The organism is Brachybacterium kimchii, from assembly GCF_023373525.1.
Classification (GTDB): domain Bacteria; phylum Actinomycetota; class Actinomycetes; order Actinomycetales; family Dermabacteraceae; genus Brachybacterium; species Brachybacterium kimchii.
Window position 1 is genome coordinate 1,295,224 of the sequence record NZ_CP097218.1, and the last position, 26,096, is coordinate 1,321,319.

Consider the following 26,096-nt stretch of genomic DNA (forward strand, 5'->3'; position numbering starts at 1 on the left):
GTAAGCGGGCGTCAGCGCCCTGCGGGAGTCCCTGTCAGGTGCACCCGGCATCGAACCCTGTCGGGTCGGTCATCGGGCCGAACCTCGTCGCCGGGATCTCGACGCCGTTGTTCAGCGTGAAGTGGTCGGTCATGGAGCGTCTCGTCCCTCCTCGACGCGTGCGTGGGTCAGAGCTGGGGCGTGGTGAGCAGGACGACCTTGCCGGTGCTGTGACCTGACTCCACGGCCCGGTGGGCATCGGCGACGTCGGCGAGCGCGAACGTCTCGGAGACCGTCGGCACCAGCTCGCCGTCGGCGGCCAGGCGGACGACGCCTTCGAGCCACTCGCGCTGGGTGTGGACGTGGGTGGCGGCGAACCGGACGCCGGCGCGCTCCGCGTCCGCCTCGAGGTCCCCGGCTCCCCCGCCGAGAGCGACGAGCGTCCCTCCGGGGCGCACGGCCCGCAGCGCCGCCTCGCGTGAGCCGGCGGCGAGGCTCAGCGCGACATCCACGCTTCCCGCCAGGGCCCCGACGGCCTCGGGATCGCGGTAGTCGACCGTCTCGTCCGCGCCGAGACCTCGCAGCCAGTCGTGCTTGCCCTCGCTGGCGATCGCGACGACGTGCGCGCCGAGGAGGTGGGCGATCTGGACGGCGAGGTGGCCGACCCCTCCACCGGCCCCGGTGATGAGCACGCGCTGCCCGGGCCCGACCGAGGTCGTGTCGGCGAAGGCCTGCCAGGCCGTCATCGCCGCCATCGGCAGCGCCCCGGCCTGCTCATCGGTCAGGCTCTCCGGCGTCAGAGCGAGGTCATCGGCGGGGACGACCGCGTGCTCGGCGTACGCGCTGCCTTCGCGCGGGAACCGGGCCAGCCCGAGAACACGCTGGCAGACCTCGAGGCCGGTGACGTCAGCGCCGACTGCCTCGACGGTGCCGGCGACGTCCCAGCCGGGGGTGAACGGCAGCGTGACGACCCCGGCCGCCGCCATGCCTCCGCCCTCGCGGGTCATGACGTCGATCGTGTTGACGCCCGCCGCGGTGACGGCGACGAGAACGTCGCCCGGGCCGAGATCGGCGGCGGTCGGTGCTGGCGCATCGATGATCTCGAGGACCTCGGGGCCTCCGAAGGCGTGCTGGAGAATCTTTGTGCTCATGCTTCTGCTCCTGCTCGGTGAATGACGGCGATGTTGAACTCGAAGGTGCCCAACGCCCCGAACAGGGCGAAGGACAGGCCGGCGTACATCTCGGCCCCGCGTGCGGCGGTGATGCTGCCGAGGTCGATGATCTCCGCCGCGGGCCAGCCGGAGGCTTCCAGCAGGCCCCGGACCGTGGCCTTGGCGTCAGTGTCGTCGCCGGCGACGAAGATGCTGTGGGGTCCGGGCAGACGGGATGGTTCCACCATCAGGTCGGCCAGGACGGTGCTGAGGGACGTGACGACGCGGGCGTCGGGGAATGCGCGCTGGATCCGCTCGCCGAGGCTGTCGGTGTCCGCCACCGTCAGGGCGGGCGGCATGCCCTGCGAGGGGTCGAGGGAGAGGGTCAGCCGTGGTGCGCGCTCCCCTGCTCCTGCTCGCGCGAGTCGGGGCCGGCCTCCGCGCGGCCCTGCTCCTCCTGCTGCGTCCGCGCCCAGGCTCCCAGCAGCTCGAGCGCGTCCGCGCTGGGACTGTCCGGGGCCGCTGTGTACGTCGTCATGGAGATCGTGGGATCCCCCGGCAGCGCGAGGTCGGTGTAGACGAGTTCGAGCGTCCCCACACCGGGGTGGTGGAAGGTCTTGCGGCCCTGGGTGTGGCGGTGCACGTTGTGCTTGCCCCACCGGGCCGAGAAGTCCTGGCTGCGGGCGGCGAGCTCGCCGATCAGGTTGCTGAGCTCGGTGTCCAGCGGGTCCCGTCCCGCCGCGGCGCGCAGCAAGGAGACGGTGAAGTTCTTCGCCCCCTCGAAGTCGGCGTAGAAGTCGGCGGCCCGGGAGTCCAGGAACGCGAAGCGGGCGAAGTTCGCCTGACCAGCCATGCTGAACGGCCCCGGGTAGAGCGCGCGGCCGAGGTCATTGGCAGCGACCAGGTCCATCCGCGTGTTCATCACCACCGCGGGCACGCTCATCGAGTCGAGCACCTGCTGCACCGCATCGGTGACCGCCGGTTCCCGCCCGGGCCTCTCCCGCGTCCGGGACGGCGCTCCGACGCTGCGGGCCAAGTCGTGGAGATGCGCTCGCTCGTCGTCGTCGAGCTGCAGCACCCACACGAGCGCCTCGAGCACGCTCTCCGACGCGCCGCCGAGGGCGCCGCGCTCCATCCGCGTGTAGTACTCGACGCTCACGCCCGCGAGCATCGCGACCTCCTCGCGACGCAGCCCCGGAACGCGCCGGTCGCCGCCCCCGGCGTAGGGCAGCCCGGCCATCTGCGGCGTGACCCGGGCGCGTCGGCTCATCAGGAAGTCCCTGACCTCTCGCTTGATCTCCATGCGTTCCAGGCTACGGCCGCTGTTCCGCCCCTGGGGGTCCCCGACAGTGCCTGTCAGGCGCACCCGGCCCGTCCCACGATGGATGAGGACGACGCGGCGCAGCATGCGCGCGAGGCGTCGCAATCGACGAAGGAGGACCCCATGCCCGCATGGCCGACGGACGTCATCGAGAAGATCGCATCCACCGACGACCTGCACATCTATCCCTTCCGTGAGGACGGGAGGACCTACGGCACCCCGACGTGGATCTGGTCGGTGGTCGTCGAGGGACGGCTGTTCGTCCGTGCCTACCACGGCACCGACGGCCGCTGGCACCGCTCGGCGATCGCCCAGCGCGCCGGCCGCATCGACGCCGCGGGCGCCACCCACGACGTCGCCTTCGCCCCCGCCGACCCCGCCCTCGACGACCGGATCGACCAGGCCTACGAGGAGAAGTACGCCGGCAGCCCGTACCTCCCGCCCATGGTCTCCTCCCGCGCCCGCGCCGCCACGGTCGACGTCGCGCCCGCAGTCTGAACCACCCCACGAAGAACGGAATGAGTATCCACCCATGAAGATCGCAGTCATCGGCACCGGCGGCGTCGGCCGCACCCTCGCCGCGGCCCTCGCCACCCTCGGCCACGAGGTCGCCGTCGGCACCCGCAGCGTCGAGAACACGCTCGCCCGCACCGAGCCGGACGTGTTCGGCAATCCGCCCTACTCCCAGTGGCAGCAGGAGCACACCGACATCCAGCTGCTCCCGTTCGCCGAGGCCGGCGCATTCGGCGAGATCGTCCTCAACGCGACCAACGGCGCGAATTCCCTCACGGCCCTCGAGGCCGTCGGCGCGGAGAATCTGGACGGCAAGGTCCTGCTGGACGTCGCGCTGCCCCTGGACCTGTCGCAGGGCATGCCGCCCACGCTGACAGTGGCGAACACCGACAGCCTCGCCGAGCAGATCCAGCGCACCTACCCCGAGGCGAAGGTCGTCAAGTCCCTGAACTCGGTCGCCTTCCCCGTCATGGTGGATCCGTCCCGGGTGCCGGGCGAGCACAGCGTCTTCGTCGCCGGGGACCACGAGGACGCGAAGGCCGCCGTGCGCAGCCTGCTCGAGGGTTTCGGCTGGCCCACCGGCGCGATCATCGATCTCGGCGGCATCACCGGTGCCCGAGGCGCGGAGATGTACTCGCGTCTCTACTTCACCCTCGCCGGAGTCCTGGACACCTTCGACTTCAACATCAAGGTCGTCCGCGGGGCGTGAACCGCGCACTGGGAGCAGCACGGCCGTGCCCTCCCCTCCCGACCCCATGACGAGACAGAGAGCAGGAAGCAGATGCAGTCCATCACCCTGAACAACGGCGTCGAGATGCCCCAGCTCGGCCTCGGCGTCTTCCAGATGAACGACGAGCAGGTCCTCGAGACCGTGCCGAAGGCCCTCGATGCCGGCTACCGGCTCATCGACACCGCCTCCCGCTACTACAACGAGGAAGCCGTTGGCCGCGCGATCGCAGAATCGGGGGTGCCGCGCGAGGAGCTGTTCGTGACCACCAAGCTGTGGTTCAAGGACCACGGCTACCAGCAGACCAAGGACGCCCTCCGGGTCTCCCTGGACGAGCTGGGCCTCGACCGCCTCGATCTGTGGCTGATCCACCAGCCCTTCGGCGACTACTACGGCGCATGGCGGGCGATGGAGGACCTCCTCGACGAGGGCCTCGTCCGCGCGATCGGCGTGTCCAACTTCTATCCCGACCGCTACGCCGACCTCGTCGCCCACAACCGGATCGTTCCGGCGGTCGACCAGCGCGAGACGCACGTGTTCAACCAGCAGAAGGACATGCTCGACCTCGCCCGCCGGCATGGCACCGTGCTCCAGGCGTGGGCGCCTCTCGTCCAGGGAGACCCTGAGGCGCACGGCGACCCGGCCCTGGCGGAGATCGCCGCGGCGCATGGCAGGACGGTCGCGCAGGTGATGCTGCGCTGGCTGATCCAGCGCGACATCGCCGTGGTCGCCAAGTCGACGCATGAGGATCGGCTGCGGGAGAACCTCGACGTCTTCGACTTCTCGCTCAGCGGCGACGAGATGGAACGCATCGCCGACCTCGATCGTCAGCAGCCGATCGCCGGCTTCACCCACCGTGACCCGCGGATGCTCGAGATGCTCCGCGGACTCGAATGAGCACAACTGCGAAGGAGACACCCTCATGACCACCGTTCCATCCGTGACCACGAACAACGGCGTGACGATGCCCGCTCTTGGCTTCGGCGTCTTCCAGTCCCCGCCGGAGGAGACGGCGACGGCGGTCGAGACCGCCCTGGCCACCGGATACCGGCACATCGACACCGCCGCCGCCTACGGCAACGAGCGCGAGGTCGGCGAGGGCATCCGCCGCTCCGGACTCGGCCGGGACGAGGTCTTCGTCGAGACCAAGGTCTGGGCCACCGACTACGGCTACGAGGCGACCCGGCATGCGTTCGACAAGGCCGCCGGCAAGCTCGGCGTCGAGATGATCGATCTGCTGATCCTTCACCAGCCCGTCCCGCTGCGCTTCGAGCGCACGATCGACGCCTACAAGGGCCTGGAATCGCTCCTGGCGGAAGGCAGGGTGCGCGCGATCGGGGTCAGTAACTTCATGCCCGAGCACCTGGAGCGGCTCCTCGCCGCCGCCGACGTGGTGCCCGCGGTCAACCAGATCGAGATCCACCCCTACTTCCGGCAGACCGCCGCCCAGCAGGCGAACCAGGAGCACGGAATCGTGTCGCAGGCGTGGTCGCCGATCGGCGGGATCACCTTCTACCCCGGCTTCGGGGACGATCGCAGGAGCACCCTGGACGACACGACGATCCAGGAGATCGCGCGCTCGCACGGCAAGACTCCGGCGCAGACGATGCTGCGCTGGCACCTGGACCAGGGCCGGTCCGCGATCCCGAAGTCCACCGACCCCGGACGCATCGCGGAGAACTTCGACGTCTTCGACTTCGAGCTCACCACGGTCGAGCTCGACGCCATCGATGCACTCGACACCGGCCATCGCGGCGGACCCGACCCGGAGACCTTGGACCCCGATGAGTCGCCGATGGTGATCCCCGAGGCATGAGGGCCGCTGTGGAGCATCGCTCGGCCGGACCACGACCGGCTGCGGGGACACGCAGACCGCTCGTCGTAGCGGTCGTGCTCGGCCTGCTGGCCGTGTTCGGACCGTTCTCGATGAACCTGTACCTCCCGGTGCTTCCGGGGCTCACCCACGACCTGGAGACGACGACGGCGCTGGCCCAGCTGACGATCACGGGCTGCCTGATCGGCCTGGCCGCTGGTCAGCTCGTCGCCGGTCCCCTGTCGGATCGGTACGGACGTCGGTTGCCTTTGCTGGTCGGCGTCGTCGCCTACGTGGTGACGTCGCTCCTGTGCGCGGCCGCCCCATCGATCGAGGTGCTGCTGGTCGGCCGACTGCTGCAGGGCGTGGCCGCGTCCACCGGCGTGGTCATCGCCCTGGCGGCCGGCCGCGACGTCTACTCGGGCGACCGGCTGGTCGCCTACTACGGACGGTTCACCGTCCTGTCGGGCCTCGCAGGCGCGATCAGCCCGGTCTTCGGCGGGCTGCTCGCCCTGTTCACCGACTGGCGCGGTACCTTTCTCGCCCTGACGATCCTCGGCGCGGTCGTTCTGCTGGCCGTGGTGCTCGGCCTGCCCGAGACGCTGCGACCGGAGCGGAGGAGACTCGGAGGAGGCAGGGACGTCTCGGTGCTCGGTCTGCTGGCAGATCGCAGGTTCCTCGGCATCGTGCTCGTGATGGGCCTCGTCAACGGAGGGCTCTTCGCCTACCTGTCCGGATCGACGTTCATCCTCCAATCCACGTACGGCGTCGGCCCGCAGGCCTACTCGGTGCTGATCGGGATCATCTCCGGCGTCTACATGCTCTTCGGCTGGCTGGCCGGCCGGGTCGGCACGATCTGGTCCACCGGGAGGTCGCTCCTGCTCAGCGTGGTCGTCGGCCTGGCCGGGTCTGCTGGTGTCCTCGCCACGGCCCTGCTCCACCTGCCGCTCGCGGCGATGATGGCCGCGCTGCTGGTGATGGTGTCCGGTATCGCCGCGGCCACGACGGCGGCCACCTCCCTGGGCATGGCGGCCAACCCGGATGCCGCCGGGTCCGCGTCCTCGCTGCTCGGCCTCGCCCGGTACGCCTTCGGCGCTGCTGCCGCCCCGGTCGTCGGCCTCTTCGGCGACGCCCGCATCGGCACCACCCTCGGGGTGCTCAGCATCGCGGTCATGACGGCGTCCTTGGCAGCCCTCTCCCTCGTCCGCACGCGGGATGCGCCGCCGGCTCGGGAGGCACGCTGAGATCGCGGCGGACGAGCAGGCGACGATCCGACGAGCGCGACTCCGGGACGGGGGCCCTGACAGGGACTCCCATCCCGGTCCCGGAGGTGGTGTCGTAGACGGGTCGAATGATCGAGAACCTGAGGAGTCAAGCTCATGCGCGCAGTCGTCATGCACGCCCCCGGAGACGTCCGCACCGATGAGGTCGCCAAGGCCGCCGTCGTCGAACCCACCGACGCGGTCATCCGCGTCACCGCCGCCTGCATCTGCGGCTCCGACCTGTGGCCCTACCGCGGCATCGAGAACGTGGACCGGCCCTCCCCGATGGGCCACGAGTACATCGGCGTCGTCGAGGAGATCGGGGACGAGGTGAAGGACATCGCGGTCGGCGACCTCGTCGTCGGCTCGTTCGTCGCCTCCGACAACACCTGCGAGATCTGCCAGGCGGGCTTCCAGTCCCGCTGCGTCCACCAGGTCATGATGGGCGCGATCGGCACCCAGGCCGACTATGCCCGCATCCCGCTGGCCGACGGCACCCTGGTGAAGGTCCCCGGCACACCGACGGCGGCCCAGACGAAGAGCCTGCTGGCCGCCTCCGACGTCCTCGGCACCGGCTGGTTCGCCGCCGTGGCCGCCGAGGCCGGCCCCGGCAAGACCGTCGCCGTCGTCGGCGACGGAGCCGTCGGCCTCCTCGGCATCCTCGCTGCCAAGCGCCTCGGCGCGGAGCGGATCATCGCGATGTCCCGCCACACCGACCGCCAGGACCTCGCCACGCAATTCGGCGCGACCGACATCGTCGAGGAGCGCGGCGAGGAGGGAATCGCCAGGATCAAGGAGCTCACGGGCGGCTACGGAGCGCACTCCACCATCGAGGCCGTCGGCACCCAGGAGTCCATGGCGCAGGCCATCGGCGCGACCCGCCCCGGCGGCCACGTCGGCTACGTCGGCGTCTCCCACGGCGTCGAGCTCCAGGGACAGGACCTGTTCTTCGCCACCGTGAGCCTGCTCGGCGGCCCCGCTCCGGTGCGACGGTTCCTGCCCGAGCTGATCGACCTGATCATGACCGACCAGATCGACCCCGGCGTCGTCTTCGACCTCGAGCTGCCCATCGAACGGGCTGCCGAGGGCTACAAGGCGATGGACGAGCGCCGCGCCACCAAGGTTCTGCTCACTCTCTGAACTGCTCGCGGATGTGTCCGGAACGGTGGCCTGGCCCGCCCTTTGATTTCCGCACGGAGTCGGGCCCGGATCCGAACACAAAGTTCAGGTCGACGCAGTGCCGACGGCGGAGGACTCCTCCTCCTGTGGCAGCCGCGTCCTGCCGATCAGCATCAGGCACGACGCGCCAGCGAGGAGCACCGCTCCAGTGGTGACGAGCCCGAGCGGAAGAATGCTCAGGGAGCCGGCGAGGCCGACGAGCGGGGCTGCGACGCCGCCGAAGCCGAAGCGGACGGTGCCGAGCACCGATCCCGCGGTACCGGCCATCTGCGGGTACTCGGCCAGGGCGAGGGTCGTGGCGGGCGGGCCGGAGACCAGCACGCCGAACGCCAGGAAGAACAGTGCAGCGATGACCACGCCGACAGGCACGTGGACGAGCCCGGCGACGAGGAGACCGAGCGCTCCCAGTCCGCCGACGACGATGCCGATCACGAGGGCACCGACGACGCTCCAGCGCTCGGAGAGGCGTCCGCCGAGCCAGCCCGCGATCACCCCGCCGACGTTGTTGAGCGCGAAGCACGCCGCGTACCGCTGCGGGGAGAGCCCGTAGATGTCCTGCAGCACGAACGTGGAGCCCGCCAGGTAAGCGAACACGGCGGCGTACATGAAGCCCTGGTTCAGCACCGCGCCGACGAACACCCGGTCGCCGAACAGCGTCCGGTAGTCCCGCGCCGTCTGGGCGAAGCCGCCGCTGGTGCGCCGCTCGACGGGCAACGTCTCGCGGAACATCACGAGCACCGCGACCAGGATCAGCGCGCCGAGGACGGCCAGGAACACGAACAGCCCCCGCCAGTCGACGACCGAGGTGAGCAGGCCGCCAAGCATGGGGCCGACGATCGCTGCCATCGACCCGGTCACCGCGAGGCGGCCGTAGAAGCGGATCAGCTCCTTGCCGTCGAAGACGTCGCGGCCTGCGGCCTGGGCGATGACGATGCCCACTCCCCCGGCCAGACCCTGCACGAAACGCACCGCGATGAGGACCTCGACGCTCGGGCTGACGGCGCACAGGACCGACATGACGATGTAGGCGATCACGCCGACGAGGAGGATCAGGCGGCGTCCGAATTGGTCGGAGATCGGTCCGGAGACGAGCTGCCCGGCGGCGAGGCCGATCAGGCAGGCCGTCACGGTCAGCTGGGCGATGGAGGTGTGCGCGCCGAGCTCGCGGGTGAGCGCGGGCAGCGCCGGGAGGTAGAGGTCCATCGAGATGGGCCCGAAGGTCGTCAGCAGGAGCAGCAACCAGGGCAGCAGGCGCGACGCCATGCAACTATGCGGAGTCGTGGTGGTGGTCATGGGGACGTGTCTTTCTCAGTCCTGGATCTCGAAGGTGACGTCCGCGCCGACGGGGATGCTGCGCAGCTGGTCGTCGGTGGCGTCGATCCGCCCGAGCGGGACCTTGCCGTCGAAGTAGCCGATGTGGCCGTAGTAGAGCGCGATCCACCCGCCGGGCTGGTACCAGCCGACCTCCGGGTGCTGCGGGTCGTCGCCCTTCGGCGCGTCCTCCATCGACAGGCCTTTCTCCAGGCGGAGGACTTTCTCGTCGTAGCCGGGGTAGTCGTCGGACGTGACCGTGAGAGGGAGCTGTTCCAGCAGCGAGTCCGCCGTCGGGTTGTCGTAGAGAGTCATCGTGTAGTCGTGCCCGTCCACGGTCATCGAGACCCTGTGGCCCGAGAGCGTCCGCAACCCGTCCTGCGAGTCCGACGGGGCCGGGCTCGGGGCGGTGGAGCCGCCGTCGCCCGCCTGCGGGGAGCTCTGCGACGGGGTCGGGGCCGCCGTGCCCTGGTCCGCGCTCGACTCGCCGGAGCAGCCGGTCAGCGCGAGGGCGAGAGCGACCGCGGAGGCCGCGAAGGCGGTAGTGGTCTTGGTGGCGTTGCGCATGTCGTGTCCTCTCTCAGACGTGCTCGGGGTCCCAGCCGACGTACCGGCCGGTGTCCAGGGAGTCGATGGCCGCCATGTCGTCGGCGGAGAGCTGGAAGCCCGTCACGGCGAAGTTCTCGACGATGCGCGAGGCCGTGGCTGTCTTCGGGATCGCGATCCGGCCCTGCTGCAGGTGCCAGCGCAGGATCACCTGCGCCGGCGTCCGGCTGTACGTGTCGGCGATCCGCGCCACCGCCTCGTTCTTCGGTCCGGAGCCCATGCCCAGCGGCGAGTACGCCTCGGTGGCGATGCCGTGCTCGGCGGCGAACTGCTGAAGCCGGCGCTGCTGGTAGCCCGGGTGATACTCGACCTGGTTCACCGCGGGCACCGCACCGCCGAGGTCAACGAGTTCCTGCAGGTACTTCTCGGTGAAGTTCGAGACCCCGATCGAGCGGACCAGCCCGTCGGCCTGCGCCCGCTGCATCGCCTCCCAGGCATCGAAGCGGAGCCGGTGCCGGGGCACGGGCCAGTGGATCAGGTACAGGTCGACCTGCTCCAGGCCCAGCTCCTCGAGGCTCTCCTCGAGTGCCGCGCGCGCCCGGCCCATGTCGGACGTGTCGAGCTTCGTGGTGACGAACAGGTCCTCGCGCTGAATCCCGGAGCCACGGATCGCCTCGCCGACGCCGCGCTCGTTGCCGTAGGCGGCGGCGGTGTCGACGTGCCGATAGCCGGCCTCCAGCGCCGCGGCGACCGTCGGGACGGTGCGGCGGCCGGTGATCTGCCAGACACCGAAGCCGAGCTGCGGGATGCGGCTGCCGTCGCGGAGCTCCAGGGCGGGGATCGTCACGACCAGGTCCTTCCATGCGGGATGCGGCGGCGCGTTCTCGCGCCGCCGCATCAAGCGTCTCCCGGACCCGCCCCGGGGTGAGAGGACCTGTCAGTCACCCCCGGCCAGCGGGATCACTCCCCCTCGGCTCGGTCTCCCAGCTCCTGGCTGGCGGCCCAGGAGGCGAGCATCGTCAGCTTCTCCGCCGACGGGCTCCCGAGCTCGGCGGTGTAGGCGAGGATCTGCAGCCCCGGCTCCCCCGGCGCTTCGAGGTTGTCGAACTGCAGCTCCAGCTCGCCCACAACAGGGTGCCGATAGCCCTTGGTGCCGGTCCGGTGCTCGTGCACGTCGTTGTCGGCCCAGTCACGCCGGAACTGCGGACTGCGCGTGGACAGCTCGCCGATCAACGCAGTCAGCTCCTCGTTCAGCGGATCCCGGCCCACCTCCAACCGCAGCGTCGCCGCCGTCATCGAGCACACCAGGAGCCAGTCCTGGTAGAACTCCGGCGCACGGGAGTCCAGGAACGTGAACCGGGCCATGTTCGGCCGCCCCGCCTCGTACAGCGGCGCGAACAGCGCCCGGCCCAGCACGTTGGACGCCACGATCTCCTGGGTCACGTCGTAGATCACCGCCGGGCCGGTGAACGAGTCCAGCATCCGCTGCAATGACTCCCGCACCCCCTTCGCCGGGGCCGGCCTCTCCCTGGACGGGACCGGCCGGGCGAGGGCGAACAGGTGCTCGCGCTCCACGTCGCTCAGCCGCAGCGCCCGCGCGAGCGCGTTCAGCACGCTGTCCGACGCGCCCTGCAGGTTCCCCCGCTCCAGGCGCGTGTAGTAGTCCGCCGTCACGCCGGCCAGCTGCGCGACCTCCTCGCGGCGCAGACCCGGCACCCGGCGCTCGTCGCCCCAGTCGGGCAGCCCGGCCTGCTCGAGCGTCACGTTCGCCCGCCGCGAGGTCAGGAAGTCGCGGATCTCGTCCTTCGTGCTCATGCGTCGATTCTCCCTGCCCAGCCCATCATGGACGGCTCAGTCCTTCTGCCAGTACACGGGGAACTCGCTGGACTCGCCGTAGTCGGTCACCTGCTCCACCGTCTTCAGCGCCTCCATGTCCTCGGCCGAGATCTCGAAGTCCACCTCAGCGTTGGAGCGCATGTGCTCAGGATTCGCCGTCTTCGGCAGCGACACCGCCCCCAGCTGCAGCGTGTACCGGATGCACAGCTGCGGAACGGAGACACCGTACTTCTCGGCCGTCGCCACGACCGCGGGGTGCTCCAGGATCTCCCCGTGGCCCATCGGCGAGTACGCCTCGACGACGATGCCGTGCTCCCGGCAGAACGCGAGCGTCTCGAACGGAGTGTTCCCGACGTGCGCAAGGACCTGGTTCACGGCCGGCTCCACGGTGCCGCGCTCGAGGATGTTCTCCATGTCCCGCGGCTCGAAGTTCGACACGCCGATCGAGCGGATCTGCCCGGCGGCACGGGCCTCCTCCAGCGCCCGCCACGCCTCGAGGTTGCCCTCGAAGAACCGGTCCTCGCCGTGGAACTGCGCCCACGGCTGCGGGCTGTGGACGATCATCAGATCGATGTACTGGATGTCCAGCAGCTCCAGGGACTCCTGGATCGCCGCCTTCGCCTCCTCGTAGGTCTTGAAATCGGCCTGCAGCTTCGTCGTCACGAACAGCTCCTCGCGCGGCACGTCGCAGGTCCGGACGCCCTCGCCGACGCCGCGCTCGTTGCCGTAGCCCTCCGCGGTGTCGATGTGTCGGTAGCCGAGCGATACCGCGTCGCGGACGGCCTGGGCGACGACGTCATCATCGATCATCCAGGTGCCGAGCCCCAGCGTCGGGATCTCGTGGCCGTCGTTCATCGTCAAGGTCTCGTCGAGGATCGTCATGGTGTTCCCTTCATTCGGTGATCGTGGGCGCCTGTCACTGCCGGATGGCCGAAGAAGCCCTCATACAGTGCACCGCAATCGGGCCGACCACCGAGAGGGCCTGACAGATCCCCCCAGAGCCCGCACGGAGCGCGGACCCGTGTCTCTCGCCTCCCGTTCGGAGTTGCCGAGTCACCTCGAGATCGCCGAGCTCGAGCAGAACTCCGACAGACTCGAGCGTCGCCTGCTCCGACTCGTGGCGCTCTCCACGTATCCACCACTCGCCTCGATCACAGGGGTCGCGGTCCCATGCCTCACCGCACGGCTGGCGCGCCGAGATCAGATGGCGCAACAGCGTGTGCGAGCAGGTGATCCCGCCGTTTTCCGCTGGCTGCTCTCGCACGGCCGAACGCACCGCAATGTCGTGATCCGTCGACACGCGGGAAGATCACGCCGCCTCAGCAGGCAGCCCATAGCGCTCCGGGTCCCACAGGGCGAGCGAGCGCAGGTAGCCGCCCTGGACCGGGTCCGCCCAGGCGGCGTCGTCGTTGTCCGCGAGAACCCACGTGCCCTCCTCCCACCAGAGGTGATCGATCGCAGCAGGCCAGAGCTCCCGCTCGGCGGGGGTGAGAGAGACGTGCTCGGAGTACGCCGCGACGAAGGTCCGCCACTCGTACGGCGCCATCATGCGCGCGGGGCCGCCCGGGGACTCGTAGTGGAACAGGACGAGCGCCTCAGCGAGGTCGAAGAGGCGCGGCTCGACCCCGCCGTTGTCGGGATCGATGAGCACGGGGCCGAGCGATGCGAAGACGAGGTTGGAGGCTTTGAAGTCCGAGCTCACTCCGCATCGCGGCAGCTCCTCGTCGCGTTCCTTCAGAAGCGGCCACGACCGTGACCACCATCGTTCGGCAAGGGTGGTGACGATGGCTCGGGCCTGGCGCGCGGCGTCAGGGGCGAGCTTCGCGTCGAACACCTCGCGCAGCCCCATGAGATCCTTGTCGACCTCTGCCCGACGGGTCCCGGGGTGCCCGTACTCCCCCAGCCCAGCGGTGGGTGCGTCGCTCGCGTGAAGCCTGCCCAGCAGATCGCCCGCACTGCGGATCTGTCCGGAACGACCCGCGTAGACCTCGCCCTCGATGTACGGGTAGACGACCCAGTGCTCCCCCGCGTGCTCGCGAGGCCCGCGGACCGGGCTGACGACGGGTATCCCGCGCGTCGCGAGGGCGCGCGTCCACCGAGCCATCGCCTCGGCACGGCGATCGGTGACCTTGACGACGACGGACTCGCCGCCGTCCGTTCTCCCCCTGTGCACGCGGGCGAATCGCGTCAGGCTCACCGGCTCCAGTTCTGCGAGGTCGAAGAGCTCTCGGAGCGCCTCGGGCGAGCCTGCGGCATGCGCCCGGGCTCCTGCAGTGTCCGTCTCGTCGGCCATCGGCCCAGCATGACCGGACCTCCCCGGCCTCGCAACGGAGATCTCGGGCGAGGGCGGAACCCCGTCGCCCTCGGAATGCATGATGGCCAGAATCTATGACGTTCTGGGCATCAGAACGACATAGATCCTGGCCATCGTGGCACCGACGGTCCGACAGTTCGGCGGTCAGACAGTTCGGCGGGCCGGCGACCCGGCCCGTCGGCGATCCGGCGGGCCGACGCACGAGACTGGCGCGGCGCCCGGGCTCGTCGCCCGGCACCGCGCCCGTCGGGTGCGACTGCGGCGGCTCAGGCCTCGACGAGCGAGCGGAGCACGTACTGCAGGATGCCGCCGTTGCGGAAGTAGTCCGCCTCGCCGGGGGTGTCGATGCGCACGACCGCGTCGAACTCGATCGGGTCGGCGCCCTCGCGGGTCGCGGTGACCTTCACGGTCTTCGGGGTCGCGCCGTCGTTGATGGCGGTGATCCCGGCGATGTCGAAGGTCTCCTCGCCGGTGAGGCCGAGGGACTCGGCGGTCTCGCCCGCGGGGAACTGCAGGGGCAGCACGCCCATGCCGATGAGGTTCGAGCGGTGGATGCGCTCGTAGCTCTCGGCGATGACGGACTGGACGCCCAGGAGCTTCGTGCCCTTGGCGGCCCAGTCGCGCGAGGAGCCGGTGCCGTACTCCTTGCCGGCCAGGACGACCAGCGGGATGTCCTTCTCGGCGTACGCCTGCGCCGCGTCGTAGATGAACTCCTGCTCACCGGTCAGGAAGTTCTTCGTGTACCCGCCCTCGACGCCGTCGAGCAGCTGGTTCTTGATGCGGATGTTCGCGAAGGTGCCGCGGATCATCACCTCGTGGTTGCCGCGGCGGGAGCCGTAGGAGTTGAAGTCCTTGCGCTCCACGCCGTGCTCGCGCAGGTAGCGGCCGGCCGGGGAGTCGGCCTTGATCGCGCCCGCGGGAGAGATGTGGTCCGTGGTCGTCGAGTCGCCGAGCTTGGCGAGCACGCGGGCGCCCGAGATGTCCTCGACCGGCTCCGGGTCCTTGCCCATGCCCTCGAAGTACGGGGGCTTGCGCACGTAGGTGGAGTCGCCCTCCCAGTCGAAGGTCGCGCCCTCGGGGGTGTCCAGCGAGCGCCAGCGGTCGTCGCCCGTGAAGACGTCGGCGTAGTCGTCCTTGAACATCTCCTGGGTGATGTTCTCGGCGATGGTCTGCTCGACCTCGGTGGGCGAGGGCCAGATGTCGCGCAGGAACACGTCGTTCCCGTCCTCGTCCCGGCCCAGCGCGTCGTTCTCGAAGTCGAAGTCCATCGTGCCCGCGAGCGCGTAGGCGATGACCAGCGGCGGGGACGCGAGGTAGTTCATCTTCACGTCGGGGTTGATGCGGCCCTCGAAGTTGCGGTTGCCCGAGAGCACCGAGGTGACGGCGAGGTCGGCCTCGTTGATCGCGTCGGAGATCTCCGGCGCGAGCGGGCCCGAGTTGCCGATGCACGTGGTGCAGCCGTAGCCGACGAGCTGGAAGCCCAGCGCGTCGAGGTACTCGGTGAGACCGGACTTCTCGTAGTAGCCGGTGACGACCTGCGACCCGGGAGCCAGCGAGGTCTTCACCCACGGCTTCGAGACCAGGCCCTTCTCGACGGCGTTCTTGGCGAGGATGCCGGCGGCCATCATCACCGAGGGGTTCGAGGTGTTGGTGCAGGACGTGATCGAGGCGATCGAGACGATGCCGTGATCGATCGAGAAGTCCTTGCCCTCGACGGCGGTGGGCTTCGAGGCGCGGCCGTGGACCTTGAGGTCCAGCACGGGCGCGTCGCCGCCGGAGTCGTTGTCCGAGCCGAGCGAGGCCGGATCGGAGGCGGGGAACGTCCCCTCGTCCTCGGGGACCACGGTGCTCTCGGCCTCGGCCGGCTCCTCGTCGGCCGCATAGCTCGGGAGCACCTCGCGGAAGCTCTCCTTGGCCTGCGTGAGGATGATGCGGTCCTGCGGGCGCTTCGGGCCGGCGATCGAGGGGACGACGGTCGAGAGGTCCAGCTCGAGGTACTCGGAGTACTGGGCCTCGGTCGACGGGTCGTGCCAGAGGCCCTGGCGCTTGGCGTAGGCCTCGACGAGCGCGAGCTGCTCCTCGGAGCGGCCGGTGAGGCGCAGGTAGTCGACCGTGACGTCGTCGATCGGGAAGATCGCGCAGGTGGAGCCGAACTCGGGGCTCATGTTGCCGATGGTCGCGCGGTTGGCGAGCGGCACCTGGCCGACGCCCTCGCCGTAGAACTCGACGAACTTGCCGACCACGCCGTGCTGGCGCAGCATCTCGGTGATCGTGAGGACGACGTCGGTCGCGGTGGCCGCGGCCGGGATCTCGCCGGTCAGCTTGAAGCCGACCACGCGCGGGATCAGCATCGACACGGGCTGGCCGAGCATCGCGGCCTCGGCCTCGATGCCGCCGACGCCCCAGCCCAGCACGCCCAGGCCGTTGACCATGGTGGTGTGCGAGTCGGTGCCGACGCACGAGTCGGGGTAGGCGCGCAGCACGCCGTCCACCTCGCGGGTCATGACGGTGCGGGCCAGGTACTCGATGTTGACCTGGTGGACGATGCCGGTGCCCGGGGGGACGACCTTGAAGTCGTCGAAGGCGGTCTGGCCCCAGCGCAGGAACTGGTAGCGCTCGCGGTTGCGCTCGTACTCGAGCTCCATGTTCTTCTCGAGCGCGTCGAGGCGGCCCGCGACGTCGATCATCACGGAGTGGTCGATGACCATCTCGGCGGGGGCGAGCGGGTTGATGCGCTCCGGGTCGCCGCCGAGGTCGGAGACGGCCTCGCGCATGGTGGCGAGGTCGACGATGCAGGGGACGCCGGTGAAGTCCTGCATGATCACGCGGGCGGGCGTGAACTGGATCTCGGTGTCCGGCTCGGCGCTGGGGTCCCAGGACCCGAGGGCGCGCACGTGGTCCGCGGTGATGTTCGCACCGTCCTCGGTGCGCAGCAGGTTCTCCAGCAGGATCTTCAGGCTGTAGGGCAGCTTCTCGTGGCCGTCGACGGTGTCGATGCCATAGATCTCGTACTCGGTGTCGCCGACGGCGAGGGTCTCCCTCGCGCCGAACGAGTTCACGGTGCTCACGGAGCGCAACTCCTTCGATTGTGGGGCGTGGTGCCATCGTAATCCGCAGGGGCGTGCGTGATCCGACGGCTCGCAGTGCTCGTCCGGCCCCCGATCAGGGGGTGCGCGGCGGCCGACGCCGGCCGTCCGCCCGGACTTTATCTCTTGACGTCAAGATAAATATATCATGACGCGCGCGTCAGAACCGCCACCGACTCGATGTGATGCGTGTGGGGGAACAGGTCGAAGGCGCGCAGGTCCTCGACCCGCCAGCCGGCCTCCTCGGCCGCCTTCAGGTCGCGCGCGAGCGTCGAGGGCTCGCAGGAGACGTAGACGATCCGCTCCCGGGTGCGCGCGCACAGCATCGTCATCAGCTCGGGGCCGAGACCCGCGCGCGGCGGGTCGATGACCACGCGATCGGGGTCCTTCTCCTGGGCGCGCACCCACGCGGTGACGTCGGCCGTCTCGGCGCTCGCCTGCGGGAGGGCCGCGAGGTTCTCCTCGGCCAGCGCCCCGGCGCGGCGGTCGCCCTCGACGCTGAGCACGCGGCCCGCGGACCCGACCTCGTCGGCCAGCGCGGCCGCGAACAGCCCGACGCCGCCGAACAGGTCCCAGACGGTGTCGCCCTCGCGGGCCTCCATGTCGCGCAGCACCACGGAGGTGAGCACCTCGGGGGCCTGGCGGTGGACCTGCCAGAAGCCCGTCGCGCCCACGCGGAACCGCCGTCCCAGGACCTCCTCGGTGACCATGCCGTCGCCCGAGACCGCGGTGAGACCCGTCGGCCCCTGGACGGCGAGATCGACGCCCTCGAGGCCCTCGGGGACCTCGAACCCGCCGGAGGCGCCGGCGCCTGCGGCCGAGAGGCCCCGGCCGATGAGGACGACGGCGGGACGGCCGACGGACGGCGCGACCGCATCGACGGCCTCCACGGCGTCGGGCAGCGCGAGATCGGGCAGGCCGAGCTCGCGGATCTCTACCGCAGCCAGGGGGTTCTCCCCCACCGGGTGGACCTCGTGGGAGCGCCAGCCGCGCATGCCGAGCAGCCCGTCGGCCCCACGGGTGAGGCGCACCCGGGTGCGCCATCCCAGTCCGTCGGTGTCATGCGGCGCGGGCTCGACCTGCGCCTCCTCGGTCGCGAGGGTCGAGACGCCCGCACGGCGCAGCAGGTCCTGGAGGACCTCGGTGGCCAGGCGGCGCTGCGCGTGCAGGCCGATGTGCGCCCACTCGGCCCCGCCGACGCCGTCGGTCCCCGCCTCGGGCCAGACGCTGGGCACGCGGTCCGGGCTGGGGTCGAGGATCTCGAGGGTCTCGGCGCGCCAGAAGCGCGCCTTCGCGGAGTTCTTCGCGTCCTCGAGCAGGCGCGCGACGACGGTCTCACCGGGGACTGCGCCGCGCACGAACACGACGCGGCCCTCATGGCGGGCCACGAACGTGCCGCCGGCGGCCGGGGCGCCGACCGTGAGCGTGAGCAGCCGTCCCAGCGCGGTCCGCTCGGGCTCGGCGCTCGCAGCGCGCCGCATGTCCCGTGCCATCGTCCTCACCTTCCCAGGAGCCGTGCGCTCCTCGCCTCCTCGCGCGCCCGGCGGGCGCGGCGATGGTCCTGTGCGGTGGCCGTGCCCGCGCTCGCCAGGATGTCGGTCTGCTGCGGGCGGTCGGGTCCGCCGTCCCGCCCGAGCTGCCACGGCACGCTCGCGACGACCACGCGCGGCAGGTGCGCGAGACGGTCGCCGAGACGGCGCACTGAGTGGTTGTGCAGGGGCGAGAGCCACCAGTGTCCCACCAGGAACAGGGGGAGGTAGACGATCACGACGTCGCGCGGGTTGCGCTTGAGCAGACTGCGCACGTGGGCGAGGACCGGACCGTTGACGTCCCGATAGGGAGAGTAGAGCACGCGCAGGGGCACCTGGATCCCCAGGGAGCGCCAGCGCTCGACGGCGCGGCGCGCATCGGCGTCCTCGTCGTGCACGGCGACGGCCTCGAGGGTCGAGTGCCGAGCGGCGGAGGCGACGGACAGCGCGCGCATCGTGGGCCGGTCCAGCCCCGAGACCAGCACGATCGCATGGGAGCGGGAGGGCAGTGCGGTCGGGTCGTCCACGCCCTGGCCGGGCAGGCGGGGACCGATGAGCGTCCCCTCCCCCGCGGCCGACGGGACGGCGTCGGCGTCGCCTCCCGCGACGGCATCGGACCGGCCCGCGCCGTCCGCGTCCGCGCTCTCCCCCTCGGCCCCGTCGCCGTCGGGACCGTCGGGCCCGTCGTCGGCGAGTGCGGGGATCGCGAGCTGCGCACGCACGGAGGCGTAGTGGCGCTCGATGAGGCTCATGAGCACCCAGAGGGCGCCCATGATCACGACCGCCGCCCAGGCGCCGTGCGTGAACTTCGTGGTGACCACGATGAGGAGCACGGCGGTGACGACGACGAAGCCGATGACGTTGACGACGCGGCGCAGGCGCAGGGTGCGGCGCATGCCGCCGCGGATCTCGAGGCGGATGGCGCGCGTGAAGTGGCGGACCATCCCCAGCTGCCCCAGGCTGAAGGAGACGAACACGCCCACGATGTACATCTGGATGAGCACGCTCACGCGGGCGCCGGTCCACCACACCAGGAGCCCGGAGGCGACCGCGAGCAGGATGATGCCGTTGGAGTAGGCCAGGCGGTCTCCGCGCACGCGCATCTGCTTGGGGAAGCTGCCGGCCGCGGCGAGCACGCTCGCGAGGTTGGGGAAGCCGTTGAAGGCGGTGTTCGCGGCGATGAACAGGACGATGCCGGTCACGGCGGTCACCGCGTAGAAGAGCAGGGACCCCGGGCCGGAGAGCGCCTGGGCGATCTGTCCGATGACCGGCAGCTGCTGGTAGTCGGGGATCGGGGCGCCGTCCCGCACGAGCTCGCTCGCGGGGTCCTCGACGTAGCGCACGCCCGTGCGGGCGGCCAGCGCGATGATCCCCAGGATCATCGCCGAGGAGATCGCGCCGAGCGCGAGCAGCACGATCCCGGCGTTGCGCGCCTTGGGCGGACGGAAGGACGGCACGCCGTTGCCGATCGCCTCGACGCCGGTGAGCGCGGCGCTGCCGCTCGAGAAGGCGCGCAGCACGAGGAGCGCGCCGCCGAGCGCCGTGAGCCCCTGCGCGTACCCGGGCTCGGCGACCAGATCGAGGTCCGCGCTCGGTGCGCGCCCGATGCCGCCGGTGAACGACTCGATCGCGCCGATCACGACCATCAGGCCGATCGCGGCGACGAACAGATAGACCGGGATCGCGAGCAGCGAGCTGGACTGGCGCACCCCGCGCAGGTTCACGAGCGCGATGAGGGCGATGAGCACGAGCGCGACCCACATCTCGTGGCTGTGCAGGAAGGGCAGGATGCCCGAGGTGTAGTTCGCGGCCTGGGCGACGGAGACCGCGACGGTGAGCGCGTAGTCGACCAGCAGCGCGGAGCCGACCAGGCGTCCCGCTCCCCTGTTGAGGTTCGTGCGCACGACCTCGTAGTCGCCGCCCCCGCCGGGATACTCGCGCACCGTGTTGAGACCGGTGAGGACCACGACGGCCATCAGCAGCACGACGGCGACGGCGACCCACCAGCTGATGACGTAGCCCGTCACGCCCGCGAGGGCGAGGGTCAGCAGGATCTGGTCGGGGGCATAGGCGACCGAGCTCAGCGCATCCGAGGAGAAGGTCGGAAGCGCGAGCCGCTTGGGGAGGCGCTCCCGGGACAGGCGATCCGTCGCGAAGGCGCGCCCGAGGACGAGACGCTTGAACGCGCCGGAGGGGCCAGGCACGACGTCCACTCTAGTTGCACCGACGGTCGGCGTCGCACCGAGGGAGGACGCGGACCGGGAGCCCGGCGCTCCCGGACCGACGACGCGACGACCGCGTGCGCGCCGAGGATGTGCGCGGACTATCGTGGCCCCGTGCACTTCGTGATCATGGGCTGCGGACGCGTGGGGGCGATGCTCGCCCACAAGACCCTCCGCATCGGGCACGAGGTCACGGTGATCGATCGCGATCCCGTGGCCTTCCAGCGCCTGGGACGTGACTTCCCCGGCCGCTGCGTGACGGGCATCGGCTTCGACCGCGAGACCCTCGAGGAGGCCGAGATTCGCTCCGCCGCGGGCTTCGCGGCCGTCTCCAGCGGCGACAACTCCAACATCATCGCCGCCCGTGTGGTGCGCGAGGAGTACGGGCTGCGCAACGTCGTCGCCCGCATCTACGACCCGCGCCGCGCCGAGGTCTACGAGCGCCTGGGCGTCGCGACCGTGGCGACCGTGCGCTGGACGAGCGCCCAGATGCTGGGGCGTCTGATCCCCGGCGCTGCGAGCCGCGAGTACCAGGACATCTCCGGGAAGGTCACGATGATCGCCGTGGTGCCCGACGAGTCCTGGATGGCCGCGCCGCTGTCCAGGATCGAACAGGAGACCGGGGCGCGCGTGGCGCTGCTCACCCGACTCGGCGAGGGCGTGCTGCCGGGTCCCGCGACCCGCCTGCAGGAGGGGGACGTGCTGCATCTGATGGTGCCGACACCGCGCCTGCCCGAGATCGAGAGCACCCTCGCCCATGCGCGCGGCGGCGACACCGGCGGCCCCGCCGGGAGGGTCGGGACCGGCGGCGCCGAGGAGGAGACGCGATGAGGGTCGTCATCATCGGCGCCGGCAGCGTGGGCCGCTCGATCGCCCGCGAGCTGCTGACCAAGGGCCGCTCGGTCACGCTCGTCGACCGCTCCGTCTCCCCGGACAAGCGCACCTCGGTCACCGGCGTGCAGTGGGTCGAGGGCGACGCGGCCGAGCTCGCCGTGCTCTCGGAGGCCGACGTGGCTTCGGCCGACGTGGTCGTCGCCGCGACCGGCGACGACAAGGTCAACCTCGTCGCCTCCATGCTCTCGAAGACGGAGTTCCTGGTGCCGCGCACCGTCGCCCGCGTCTCCCACCCCTCGAACGAGTGGATGTTCGGGGACATGTGGGGCGTGGACGTGGCGGTCTCCACGCCGCGCACGATGACGGCCCTCGTCGAGGAGGCCGTGAGCGTGGGCCGGATCGTGAAGATCTTCAGCTTCTCCGGCTCGCGCACCGACATGGTCGAGATCACGATCCCGCGCCGCAGCCCGATCGTCGGACGCCTGGTGGGCTCGATGCGATGGCCCGCCTCGTGCGTGCTCGTGGGCATCATCCGCGACGGGCAGCCGATCGCCCCGTCGGCCCACGACGCCCTCGAGGCGCACGACGAGCTCATGTTCCTCGCCGAGTCGGAGCACCTGCAGGCCCTCGAGGAGCTGCTCGCACCGCCGAGCGCACCGCAGGACCCCGAGGAGCTGCCGAGCATCCGCACCGAGGAGATGCCCAGCGTGCGCCCCGAGGAGCGCTGAGCGCGGGCTCAGACCGTCGCGTCCGGGGCGCTCTCCGCCTCCGCCTCGAGGCGGGCGCGCACCGAGCGGTGCAGCATCCACACCAGCCACACCACGAGCGCGAACAGCGGCAGTCCCATGACGAGCTTCGCGACGCCGAGCGCGGCGACCTGCCCGCTCAGGTAGAGCGGGAGCTGCACGGCGAGCTTGAGCACGTAGAGGCCGACGAACAGCCAGGTCGCCTGCGTGTAGGCGCGCCGGGCGAGGGGCTTCCCGCGCCAGGCGGCGACGCGCGGGTCCAGGAGGCCGACGACGACGCCGACCAGCGGGTAGCGCGCCAGGATCGAGACCACGAGCACGGCGGCGGCCACCGCGTTCGTGATCAGCCCGGGCACGTAGAAGTCGGTGCCCTGTCCCGAGCGCAGCGCCCAGATCGCGCCGACGGTCACGCCGATCAGCCCGCCGAGCACCTGCGAGGGGTTCTGACGCTGCACGAGCCGCACCACGAGCGCGACCAAGACGACGGCCACGGCCGCCCCGCCCGCGATCGGGATCGACCGGGTGATCACGAACAGCACCACGAACAGCGCCGTGGGCAGGACGGATTCGACGATCCCTCGCGGGCCGCCGAGGGCGTCGCCGACGGAGAACTCCTCGCCCGCGAGCACAGCGCCCATTCCCGAGCGCGGCGCGGCGTGGTCCGAGCGCGGCGCGGCGCGGCCCGGCCGCCCAGCGGTCGCGTCCTCGGCGCGCCCAGCGGCCCTCTCCTCCGGTCGCTGCGCAGAGCTCACGCGTCCTCCTCCTCGCCCGGCAGGCCGGTGATCTCGTAGCGCGGGTTGTACATGACCTTGTGGTGGCCGCGGCGGGCGGCCACGCCCTCGAGCACGAGCCGGGTGCCGGGTCCGACCCCGGGGATCCGCGACTGGCCGAGCCAGATCGCCGTCACGGTGCCGGTGCCGTCGAACACGTCGATCTCGAAGGACTGCGGGGCGCTCGTCGGCGGGATCACCATCGAGCTGACGAAGCCCGTGACGCGGACCTCCCGTCGGCGCTCGATGTCCTGGGCGCAGTCGAAGCCGTCCTCCCGGGCGCGCCGGCCGGCCTCGCGGGCGTCGAGCACCTCGCTGTCCACGAAGTGGCCGCGCAGGCGCTCGGCGAGCTGCTCGGCGCGGCCGTGGCGCTCTCCCGCGCGGGCCCGCGCCTCCGCGGCCCGGGGATCCTGGTTCCGTGATTCCTTGGTCCTCATCGGGTCACCCTCAGCCGATCTCCGTGATCTCGGGCCCGCGCTCGAGCGGGTTCAGCGTGGTGTCCTCGGCGGGGACCAGACCGGGTCGCTGCCCGGGGAGGTTCAGCGGGATGAGCTCCTGGGGAGCCATGGCATCGCTGCCCCGCACCACCACGATGCGCGAGATCAGGGTCTCGAAGGCGCGCGAGGCCTCGGCGTCGCCGAGGGCCGGGCCGGAGAGGATCGCCCGCAGCAGCCAGCGCGGGCCGTCGACCCCGATGAAGCGCGCGGGCCGGTAGCCGACGCGGCCGTCGGAGCGCTTGACGGGCAGGCGCGCGATGAGCTCGGTGCCGAAGGGGCCCGGCCGGGTCTCCGCGGTGCCGCCCTGCTCGACGACGGAGCCGCGCAGCGAGGTGCGCACCTCGTCCCACAGCGCGCGCGACTTCGGGGCCGCGAACGCCTGGACCTGCAATGAGGAGCCCTCGATGACGAGGTTCGCCCCGGTGACGGCCCGGGTGCGCTGGTCCATCTCCATGCGCAGCTCCATGCCCTCGATCATCGGCACGAGGAGTCCGCCCAGGTCGATGCGGTCCTCCTCGGGGGCATCGGCCGCGTCGAGGGGCCCGTCCTCGAGGTGGTCGCCGCCGAGCGCCTCGTCCCCGGCGGCGGGCTCCTGGGCCTCCGAGCTCGCCTGCTCGGGGCCGACCGCGGCATCGCCGGACGTCATCGACGCCGAGGCGTCGTCCTTCTCGTCCGTCGACAGCGCCTGCTCGGCGGCGGCCTCGTCGTCCCGGCCCTCGGCCGTTCCTGTCTCCTCGGCCCTGCCTGTGTCCTTGTCCTTGCGGGAGAACAGTCCCATGCTCACTCCTTCCCGTCGGCGCCGGCCGCGGTCGCGGCGGCGCCCTCGGTCGAGATCACGGTCACGCCCGGATCCTCGGCGGCCCGCAGGCCGCCGCTCGAGCCGAAGCCGCGGTCGGCGCGCTCGCTCTCCTCGAGGTCGGCGACCACCTCGAGGCGCGGTGCGACGAAGGGCACCACCACGAGCTGCGCGATGCGGTCCCCGCGGTGGACCGCGAACTCCTGCTCGCCGTCGAGGTTCACCAGCGGCACCCTGACCTCGCCGCGGTAGCCGGCGTCCACGACGCCGGGTCCGTTGAGAACGGTCACCCCGTGGCGCACGGCGAGCCCGGAACGCGGGCACACCAGGCCCACCGTCCCCTCCGGCAGGGCGAGGCTCACGCCCGTTCCCACCAGGGCCCTGCCCAGGGCGGGGATCACGAGTTCCTCGGAGCTGATGAGGTCGAAGCCGGCGTCGTGCGCGTGCGCGCGGTAGGGCAGCACGGCCTCCTCCGCGAGCACGACCGGCATGCGGGGCGCTCCCCCGGGCTCGGCCGCGGCCTGTTCGTCGATGGTCATGACTCCAGACTAGGCGCACCCGGGTGCCGCAGAATGCTCTCCGGTGCGCGTGAGACGATTGGCGCATGCCCGACGCCTCCGCCGACTCCGCCCGTCCCCGCGCGCTCTCCGATGCCGCCCCGCTCCATCGCGAGAGGCTCCTGCCCAGCATCGGCGTCTGGATCGTGGGGGTCGCGTTCGGCAGCGTCCTGGGGGTCATCCTGGTGCCGCTGTCCCATGCGCTCTCGCTGGCCGTGGGGATCGTCGGCGTCGTCGGCGTGTGCGTGATGCTCGCGATGGCGAGCCCGGTCCTCGAGGTCTCGGGCGCCGCCCTGAGGGCGGGACGCGCGCAGATCCCCGTGGATCTGCTGGGCGAGCCCGAGGTCCTCGACAAGGAGGGCTGGACCGTCGCGATGTCCGTGGGCTTCGAACCCCTCGCCTTCCATCTCACGCGCGGGTGGGTGCACACGGGCGTGCGCGTGCCGGTGCTCGACGAGGCGGATCCCACCCCGGCGTGGGTGCTCTCCACGCGTCGGCCCGAGGATCTCGCCCTGGCCCTGCGCAGCGCGCGCTCCCAGCGCTCCTGACCCGCGGGGCCCCGACCCCCGATCTGCGGGCCCGATCATCCGATCGGGTCCGTGATCACGACGGGACGAGGAACGGGGCGGCACACCACATGGTGTGCCGCCCCGTTCTCATGAGCGCCGGCGCCGCAGGGCGCGGGATGCGTCCCCTCAGGCGCATTCCTTGCAGATGATGACCGTGCCCTCGACATGGTCGATCTGGCTGCGGTGCTTCACCAGGAAGCAGCTCCCGCAGGTGAACTCGTCCGCCTGGCGCGGGAGCACGCGCACGGACAGCTCCTCGCCGGAGAGGTCCGCCCCCGGGAGCTCGTAGCCGTCGGCGACCTCGGCCTCGTCCTCGTCGACCGCGGGGGTCGCGGCCTCGTTCCGGCGGCCCTTCAGCTCCTCGATCGAATCCTCGGAGGACTCGTCGTCGTTCTTGCGCGGTGCGTCGTAATCAGTGGCCATCGGAAGTCAATACCTCGATCAGGAGAAGAGTCGGGAGTCCGGGCACAAAAGGAGTGTCTGGCCTGCATGGCTGTCAGCTCCCCCGGCGTGCCCCTCGGTGTTGTCCACGCCGGAT

At 71.1% G+C, this 26,096-nt stretch carries 26 protein-coding genes; 9 read left to right on the plus strand and 17 right to left on the minus strand.

From position 1 onward, the window contains the following. Positions 1-167: 167 nt before the first annotated feature. The 3 genes from M4486_RS06290 to M4486_RS06300 are packed head-to-tail and all read right to left on the minus strand — an operon-like array spanning position 168 to position 2,538. Entirely contained in the window at positions 168-1,130 is a 963-nt protein-coding gene (locus tag M4486_RS06290) for an NADP-dependent oxidoreductase (protein WP_249480300.1), read from the minus strand. After that, positions 1,127-1,489, minus strand: coding sequence for an NAD(P)-binding domain-containing protein (locus M4486_RS06295; protein ID WP_249480301.1), 363 nt, complete (start codon positions 1,487-1,489; stop codon positions 1,127-1,129). Before M4486_RS06295 ends, M4486_RS06290 begins: the two co-directional genes overlap by 4 nt. 26 nt (positions 1,490-1,515) lie before the next feature. Further along, positions 1,516-2,538 carry a helix-turn-helix transcriptional regulator gene (locus M4486_RS06300; protein ID WP_429798324.1) on the minus strand — a complete coding sequence of 341 codons (1,023 nt, stop codon included), beginning with the start codon at positions 2,536-2,538 and terminating at the stop codon, positions 1,516-1,518. A 36-nt stretch (positions 2,539-2,574) separates the two neighbouring features. On the opposite strand from M4486_RS06300, the gene M4486_RS06305 reads away from it, so the two are divergent. The 6 genes from M4486_RS06305 to M4486_RS06330 all read left to right on the plus strand — a co-directional run bounded on the left by M4486_RS06305 (position 2,575) and on the right by M4486_RS06330 (position 7,906). Beyond that, positions 2,575-2,949 carry a DUF2255 family protein gene (locus tag M4486_RS06305; RefSeq protein WP_249480303.1) on the plus strand — a complete coding sequence of 125 codons (375 nt, stop codon included), beginning with the start codon at positions 2,575-2,577 and terminating at the stop codon, positions 2,947-2,949. 34 nt (positions 2,950-2,983) lie between these two features. Continuing rightward, entirely contained in the window at positions 2,984-3,673 is a 690-nt protein-coding gene (locus M4486_RS06310) for an NADPH-dependent F420 reductase (RefSeq protein WP_249480304.1), read from the plus strand. 72 nt (positions 3,674-3,745) lie between these two features. Further along, positions 3,746-4,588, plus strand: coding sequence for an aldo/keto reductase (locus tag M4486_RS06315; RefSeq protein WP_249480305.1), 843 nt, complete (start codon positions 3,746-3,748; stop codon positions 4,586-4,588). 25 nt (positions 4,589-4,613) lie between these two features. Beyond that, complete coding sequence (locus tag M4486_RS06320) at positions 4,614-5,507, plus strand: aldo/keto reductase (protein ID WP_249480306.1); 894 nt, start codon at positions 4,614-4,616, stop codon at positions 5,505-5,507. Beyond that, on the plus strand, positions 5,504-6,748 hold the full coding sequence (locus M4486_RS06325; RefSeq protein WP_249480307.1) for a multidrug effflux MFS transporter: 1,245 nt from the start codon (positions 5,504-5,506) through the stop codon (positions 6,746-6,748). Before M4486_RS06320 ends, M4486_RS06325 begins: the two co-directional genes overlap by 4 nt. 135 nt (positions 6,749-6,883) lie before the next feature. After that, on the plus strand, positions 6,884-7,906 hold the full coding sequence (locus M4486_RS06330; RefSeq protein WP_249480308.1) for a zinc-dependent alcohol dehydrogenase family protein: 1,023 nt from the start codon (positions 6,884-6,886) through the stop codon (positions 7,904-7,906). 84 nt (positions 7,907-7,990) lie between these two features. On the opposite strand, the gene M4486_RS06335 is transcribed toward M4486_RS06330, so the two are convergent. The 9 genes from M4486_RS06335 to M4486_RS06375 form a co-directional block, all read right to left on the minus strand. After that, entirely contained in the window at positions 7,991-9,208 is a 1,218-nt protein-coding gene (locus M4486_RS06335; RefSeq protein WP_429798325.1) for a multidrug effflux MFS transporter, read from the minus strand. A 45-nt stretch (positions 9,209-9,253) separates the two neighbouring features. Beyond that, entirely contained in the window at positions 9,254-9,823 is a 570-nt protein-coding gene (locus M4486_RS06340; RefSeq protein WP_249480310.1) for a cyclophilin-like fold protein, read from the minus strand. A 13-nt stretch (positions 9,824-9,836) separates the two neighbouring features. Next, entirely contained in the window at positions 9,837-10,649 is an 813-nt protein-coding gene (locus M4486_RS06345; protein WP_249480311.1) for an aldo/keto reductase, read from the minus strand. A gap of 113 nt (positions 10,650-10,762) precedes the next feature. Beyond that, positions 10,763-11,617: a helix-turn-helix transcriptional regulator gene (locus tag M4486_RS06350; protein ID WP_249480312.1), complete on the minus strand. Its 855-nt coding sequence runs from the start codon at positions 11,615-11,617 to the stop codon at positions 10,763-10,765. 36 nt (positions 11,618-11,653) lie between these two features. Then, entirely contained in the window at positions 11,654-12,520 is an 867-nt protein-coding gene (locus tag M4486_RS06355; RefSeq protein WP_249480313.1) for an aldo/keto reductase, read from the minus strand. Positions 12,521-12,947: 427 nt separating this feature from the next. Further along, on the minus strand, positions 12,948-13,931 hold the full coding sequence (locus M4486_RS06360) for a phosphotransferase enzyme family protein (protein ID WP_249480314.1): 984 nt from the start codon (positions 13,929-13,931) through the stop codon (positions 12,948-12,950). Between the two features lie 287 nt (positions 13,932-14,218). Continuing rightward, entirely contained in the window at positions 14,219-17,020 is a 2,802-nt protein-coding gene (locus tag M4486_RS06365; RefSeq protein ID WP_249480315.1) for an aconitate hydratase, read from the minus strand. Positions 17,021-17,184: 164 nt separating this feature from the next. Beyond that, on the minus strand, positions 17,185-18,531 hold the full coding sequence (locus tag M4486_RS06370) for a class I SAM-dependent RNA methyltransferase (protein WP_249480316.1): 1,347 nt from the start codon (positions 18,529-18,531) through the stop codon (positions 17,185-17,187). A 5-nt stretch (positions 18,532-18,536) separates the two neighbouring features. Then, the gene (locus M4486_RS06375) at positions 18,537-20,771 is read right to left on the minus strand and encodes an APC family permease (RefSeq protein WP_249480317.1); all 2,235 of its coding nucleotides are present in this window, start codon (positions 20,769-20,771) and stop codon (positions 18,537-18,539) included. A 132-nt stretch (positions 20,772-20,903) separates the two neighbouring features. On the opposite strand from M4486_RS06375, the gene M4486_RS06380 reads away from it, so the two are divergent. Both M4486_RS06380 and M4486_RS06385 read left to right on the plus strand, forming a co-directional pair. After that, positions 20,904-21,620 carry a potassium channel family protein gene (locus tag M4486_RS06380; protein ID WP_249480318.1) on the plus strand — a complete coding sequence of 239 codons (717 nt, stop codon included), beginning with the start codon at positions 20,904-20,906 and terminating at the stop codon, positions 21,618-21,620. Beyond that, complete coding sequence (locus M4486_RS06385; RefSeq protein WP_249480319.1) at positions 21,617-22,351, plus strand: potassium channel family protein; 735 nt, start codon at positions 21,617-21,619, stop codon at positions 22,349-22,351. Before M4486_RS06380 ends, M4486_RS06385 begins: the two co-directional genes overlap by 4 nt. An 8-nt stretch (positions 22,352-22,359) precedes the next feature. On the opposite strand, the gene M4486_RS06390 is transcribed toward M4486_RS06385, so the two are convergent. The 4 genes from M4486_RS06390 to dut are packed head-to-tail and all read right to left on the minus strand — an operon-like array spanning position 22,360 to position 24,971. After that, positions 22,360-23,121 (minus strand): DUF3159 domain-containing protein, encoded by a 762-nt coding sequence (locus M4486_RS06390; protein ID WP_249480320.1) that lies wholly within the window; start codon positions 23,119-23,121, stop codon positions 22,360-22,362. Further along, positions 23,118-23,576, minus strand: a complete 459-nt coding sequence (locus M4486_RS06395) for a single stranded DNA-binding domain-containing protein (protein WP_249480321.1) — start codon at positions 23,574-23,576, stop codon at positions 23,118-23,120. Before M4486_RS06395 ends, M4486_RS06390 begins: the two co-directional genes overlap by 4 nt. 10 nt (positions 23,577-23,586) lie before the next feature. Continuing rightward, the gene (locus tag M4486_RS06400; RefSeq protein WP_249480322.1) at positions 23,587-24,414 is read right to left on the minus strand and encodes a DUF3710 domain-containing protein; all 828 of its coding nucleotides are present in this window, start codon (positions 24,412-24,414) and stop codon (positions 23,587-23,589) included. A gap of 2 nt (positions 24,415-24,416) precedes the next feature. Further along, positions 24,417-24,971, minus strand: coding sequence for a dUTP diphosphatase (gene dut, locus M4486_RS06405; RefSeq protein WP_346731773.1), 555 nt, complete (start codon positions 24,969-24,971; stop codon positions 24,417-24,419). Between the two features lie 65 nt (positions 24,972-25,036). On the opposite strand from dut, the gene M4486_RS06410 reads away from it, so the two are divergent. Further along, positions 25,037-25,537 carry a DUF3093 domain-containing protein gene (locus M4486_RS06410; RefSeq protein WP_249480323.1) on the plus strand — a complete coding sequence of 167 codons (501 nt, stop codon included), beginning with the start codon at positions 25,037-25,039 and terminating at the stop codon, positions 25,535-25,537. 147 nt (positions 25,538-25,684) lie between these two features. Here M4486_RS06410 and M4486_RS06415 read toward each other — a convergent pair whose 3' ends face one another. Continuing rightward, a complete protein-coding gene (locus M4486_RS06415; protein ID WP_152353089.1) occupies positions 25,685-25,981 on the minus strand; it encodes a DUF4193 domain-containing protein in 297 nt (98 codons plus the stop codon). Positions 25,982-26,096: the final 115 nt, after the last annotated feature.

Coding starts and splice junctions, on each gene's coding strand:
- M4486_RS06360 (WP_249480314.1), bottom strand. CDS start 13,931: ATGGCCGACGAGACGGACACTGCAGGAGCCCGGGCGCATGCCGCAGGC.
- M4486_RS06295 (WP_249480301.1), bottom strand. CDS start 1,489: ATGCCGCCCGCCCTGACGGTGGCGGACACCGACAGCCTCGGCGAGCGG.
- M4486_RS06340 (WP_249480310.1), bottom strand. CDS start 9,823: ATGCGCAACGCCACCAAGACCACTACCGCCTTCGCGGCCTCCGCGGTC.
- M4486_RS06410 (WP_249480323.1), top strand. CDS start 25,037: ATGCCCGACGCCTCCGCCGACTCCGCCCGTCCCCGCGCGCTCTCCGAT.
- M4486_RS06305 (WP_249480303.1), top strand. CDS start 2,575: ATGCCCGCATGGCCGACGGACGTCATCGAGAAGATCGCATCCACCGAC.
- M4486_RS06395 (WP_249480321.1), bottom strand. CDS start 23,576: ATGAGGACCAAGGAATCACGGAACCAGGATCCCCGGGCCGCGGAGGCG.
- M4486_RS06355 (WP_249480313.1), bottom strand. CDS start 12,520: ATGACGATCCTCGACGAGACCTTGACGATGAACGACGGCCACGAGATC.
- M4486_RS06385 (WP_249480319.1), top strand. CDS start 21,617: ATGAGGGTCGTCATCATCGGCGCCGGCAGCGTGGGCCGCTCGATCGCC.
- M4486_RS06300 (WP_429798324.1), bottom strand. CDS start 2,538: ATGCTGCGCCGCGTCGTCCTCATCCATCGTGGGACGGGCCGGGTGCGC.
- M4486_RS06320 (WP_249480306.1), top strand. CDS start 4,614: ATGACCACCGTTCCATCCGTGACCACGAACAACGGCGTGACGATGCCC.
- M4486_RS06310 (WP_249480304.1), top strand. CDS start 2,984: ATGAAGATCGCAGTCATCGGCACCGGCGGCGTCGGCCGCACCCTCGCC.
- M4486_RS06400 (WP_249480322.1), bottom strand. CDS start 24,414: ATGGGACTGTTCTCCCGCAAGGACAAGGACACAGGCAGGGCCGAGGAG.
- M4486_RS06290 (WP_249480300.1), bottom strand. CDS start 1,130: ATGAGCACAAAGATTCTCCAGCACGCCTTCGGAGGCCCCGAGGTCCTC.
- M4486_RS06330 (WP_249480308.1), top strand. CDS start 6,884: ATGCGCGCAGTCGTCATGCACGCCCCCGGAGACGTCCGCACCGATGAG.
- M4486_RS06350 (WP_249480312.1), bottom strand. CDS start 11,617: ATGAGCACGAAGGACGAGATCCGCGACTTCCTGACCTCGCGGCGGGCG.
- dut (WP_346731773.1), bottom strand. CDS start 24,971: ATGACCATCGACGAACAGGCCGCGGCCGAGCCCGGGGGAGCGCCCCGC.
- M4486_RS06415 (WP_152353089.1), bottom strand. CDS start 25,981: ATGGCCACTGATTACGACGCACCGCGCAAGAACGACGACGAGTCCTCC.
- M4486_RS06325 (WP_249480307.1), top strand. CDS start 5,504: ATGAGGGCCGCTGTGGAGCATCGCTCGGCCGGACCACGACCGGCTGCG.
- M4486_RS06315 (WP_249480305.1), top strand. CDS start 3,746: ATGCAGTCCATCACCCTGAACAACGGCGTCGAGATGCCCCAGCTCGGC.
- M4486_RS06370 (WP_249480316.1), bottom strand. CDS start 18,531: ATGGCACGGGACATGCGGCGCGCTGCGAGCGCCGAGCCCGAGCGGACC.
- M4486_RS06335 (WP_429798325.1), bottom strand. CDS start 9,208: ATGGCGTCGCGCCTGCTGCCCTGGTTGCTGCTCCTGCTGACGACCTTC.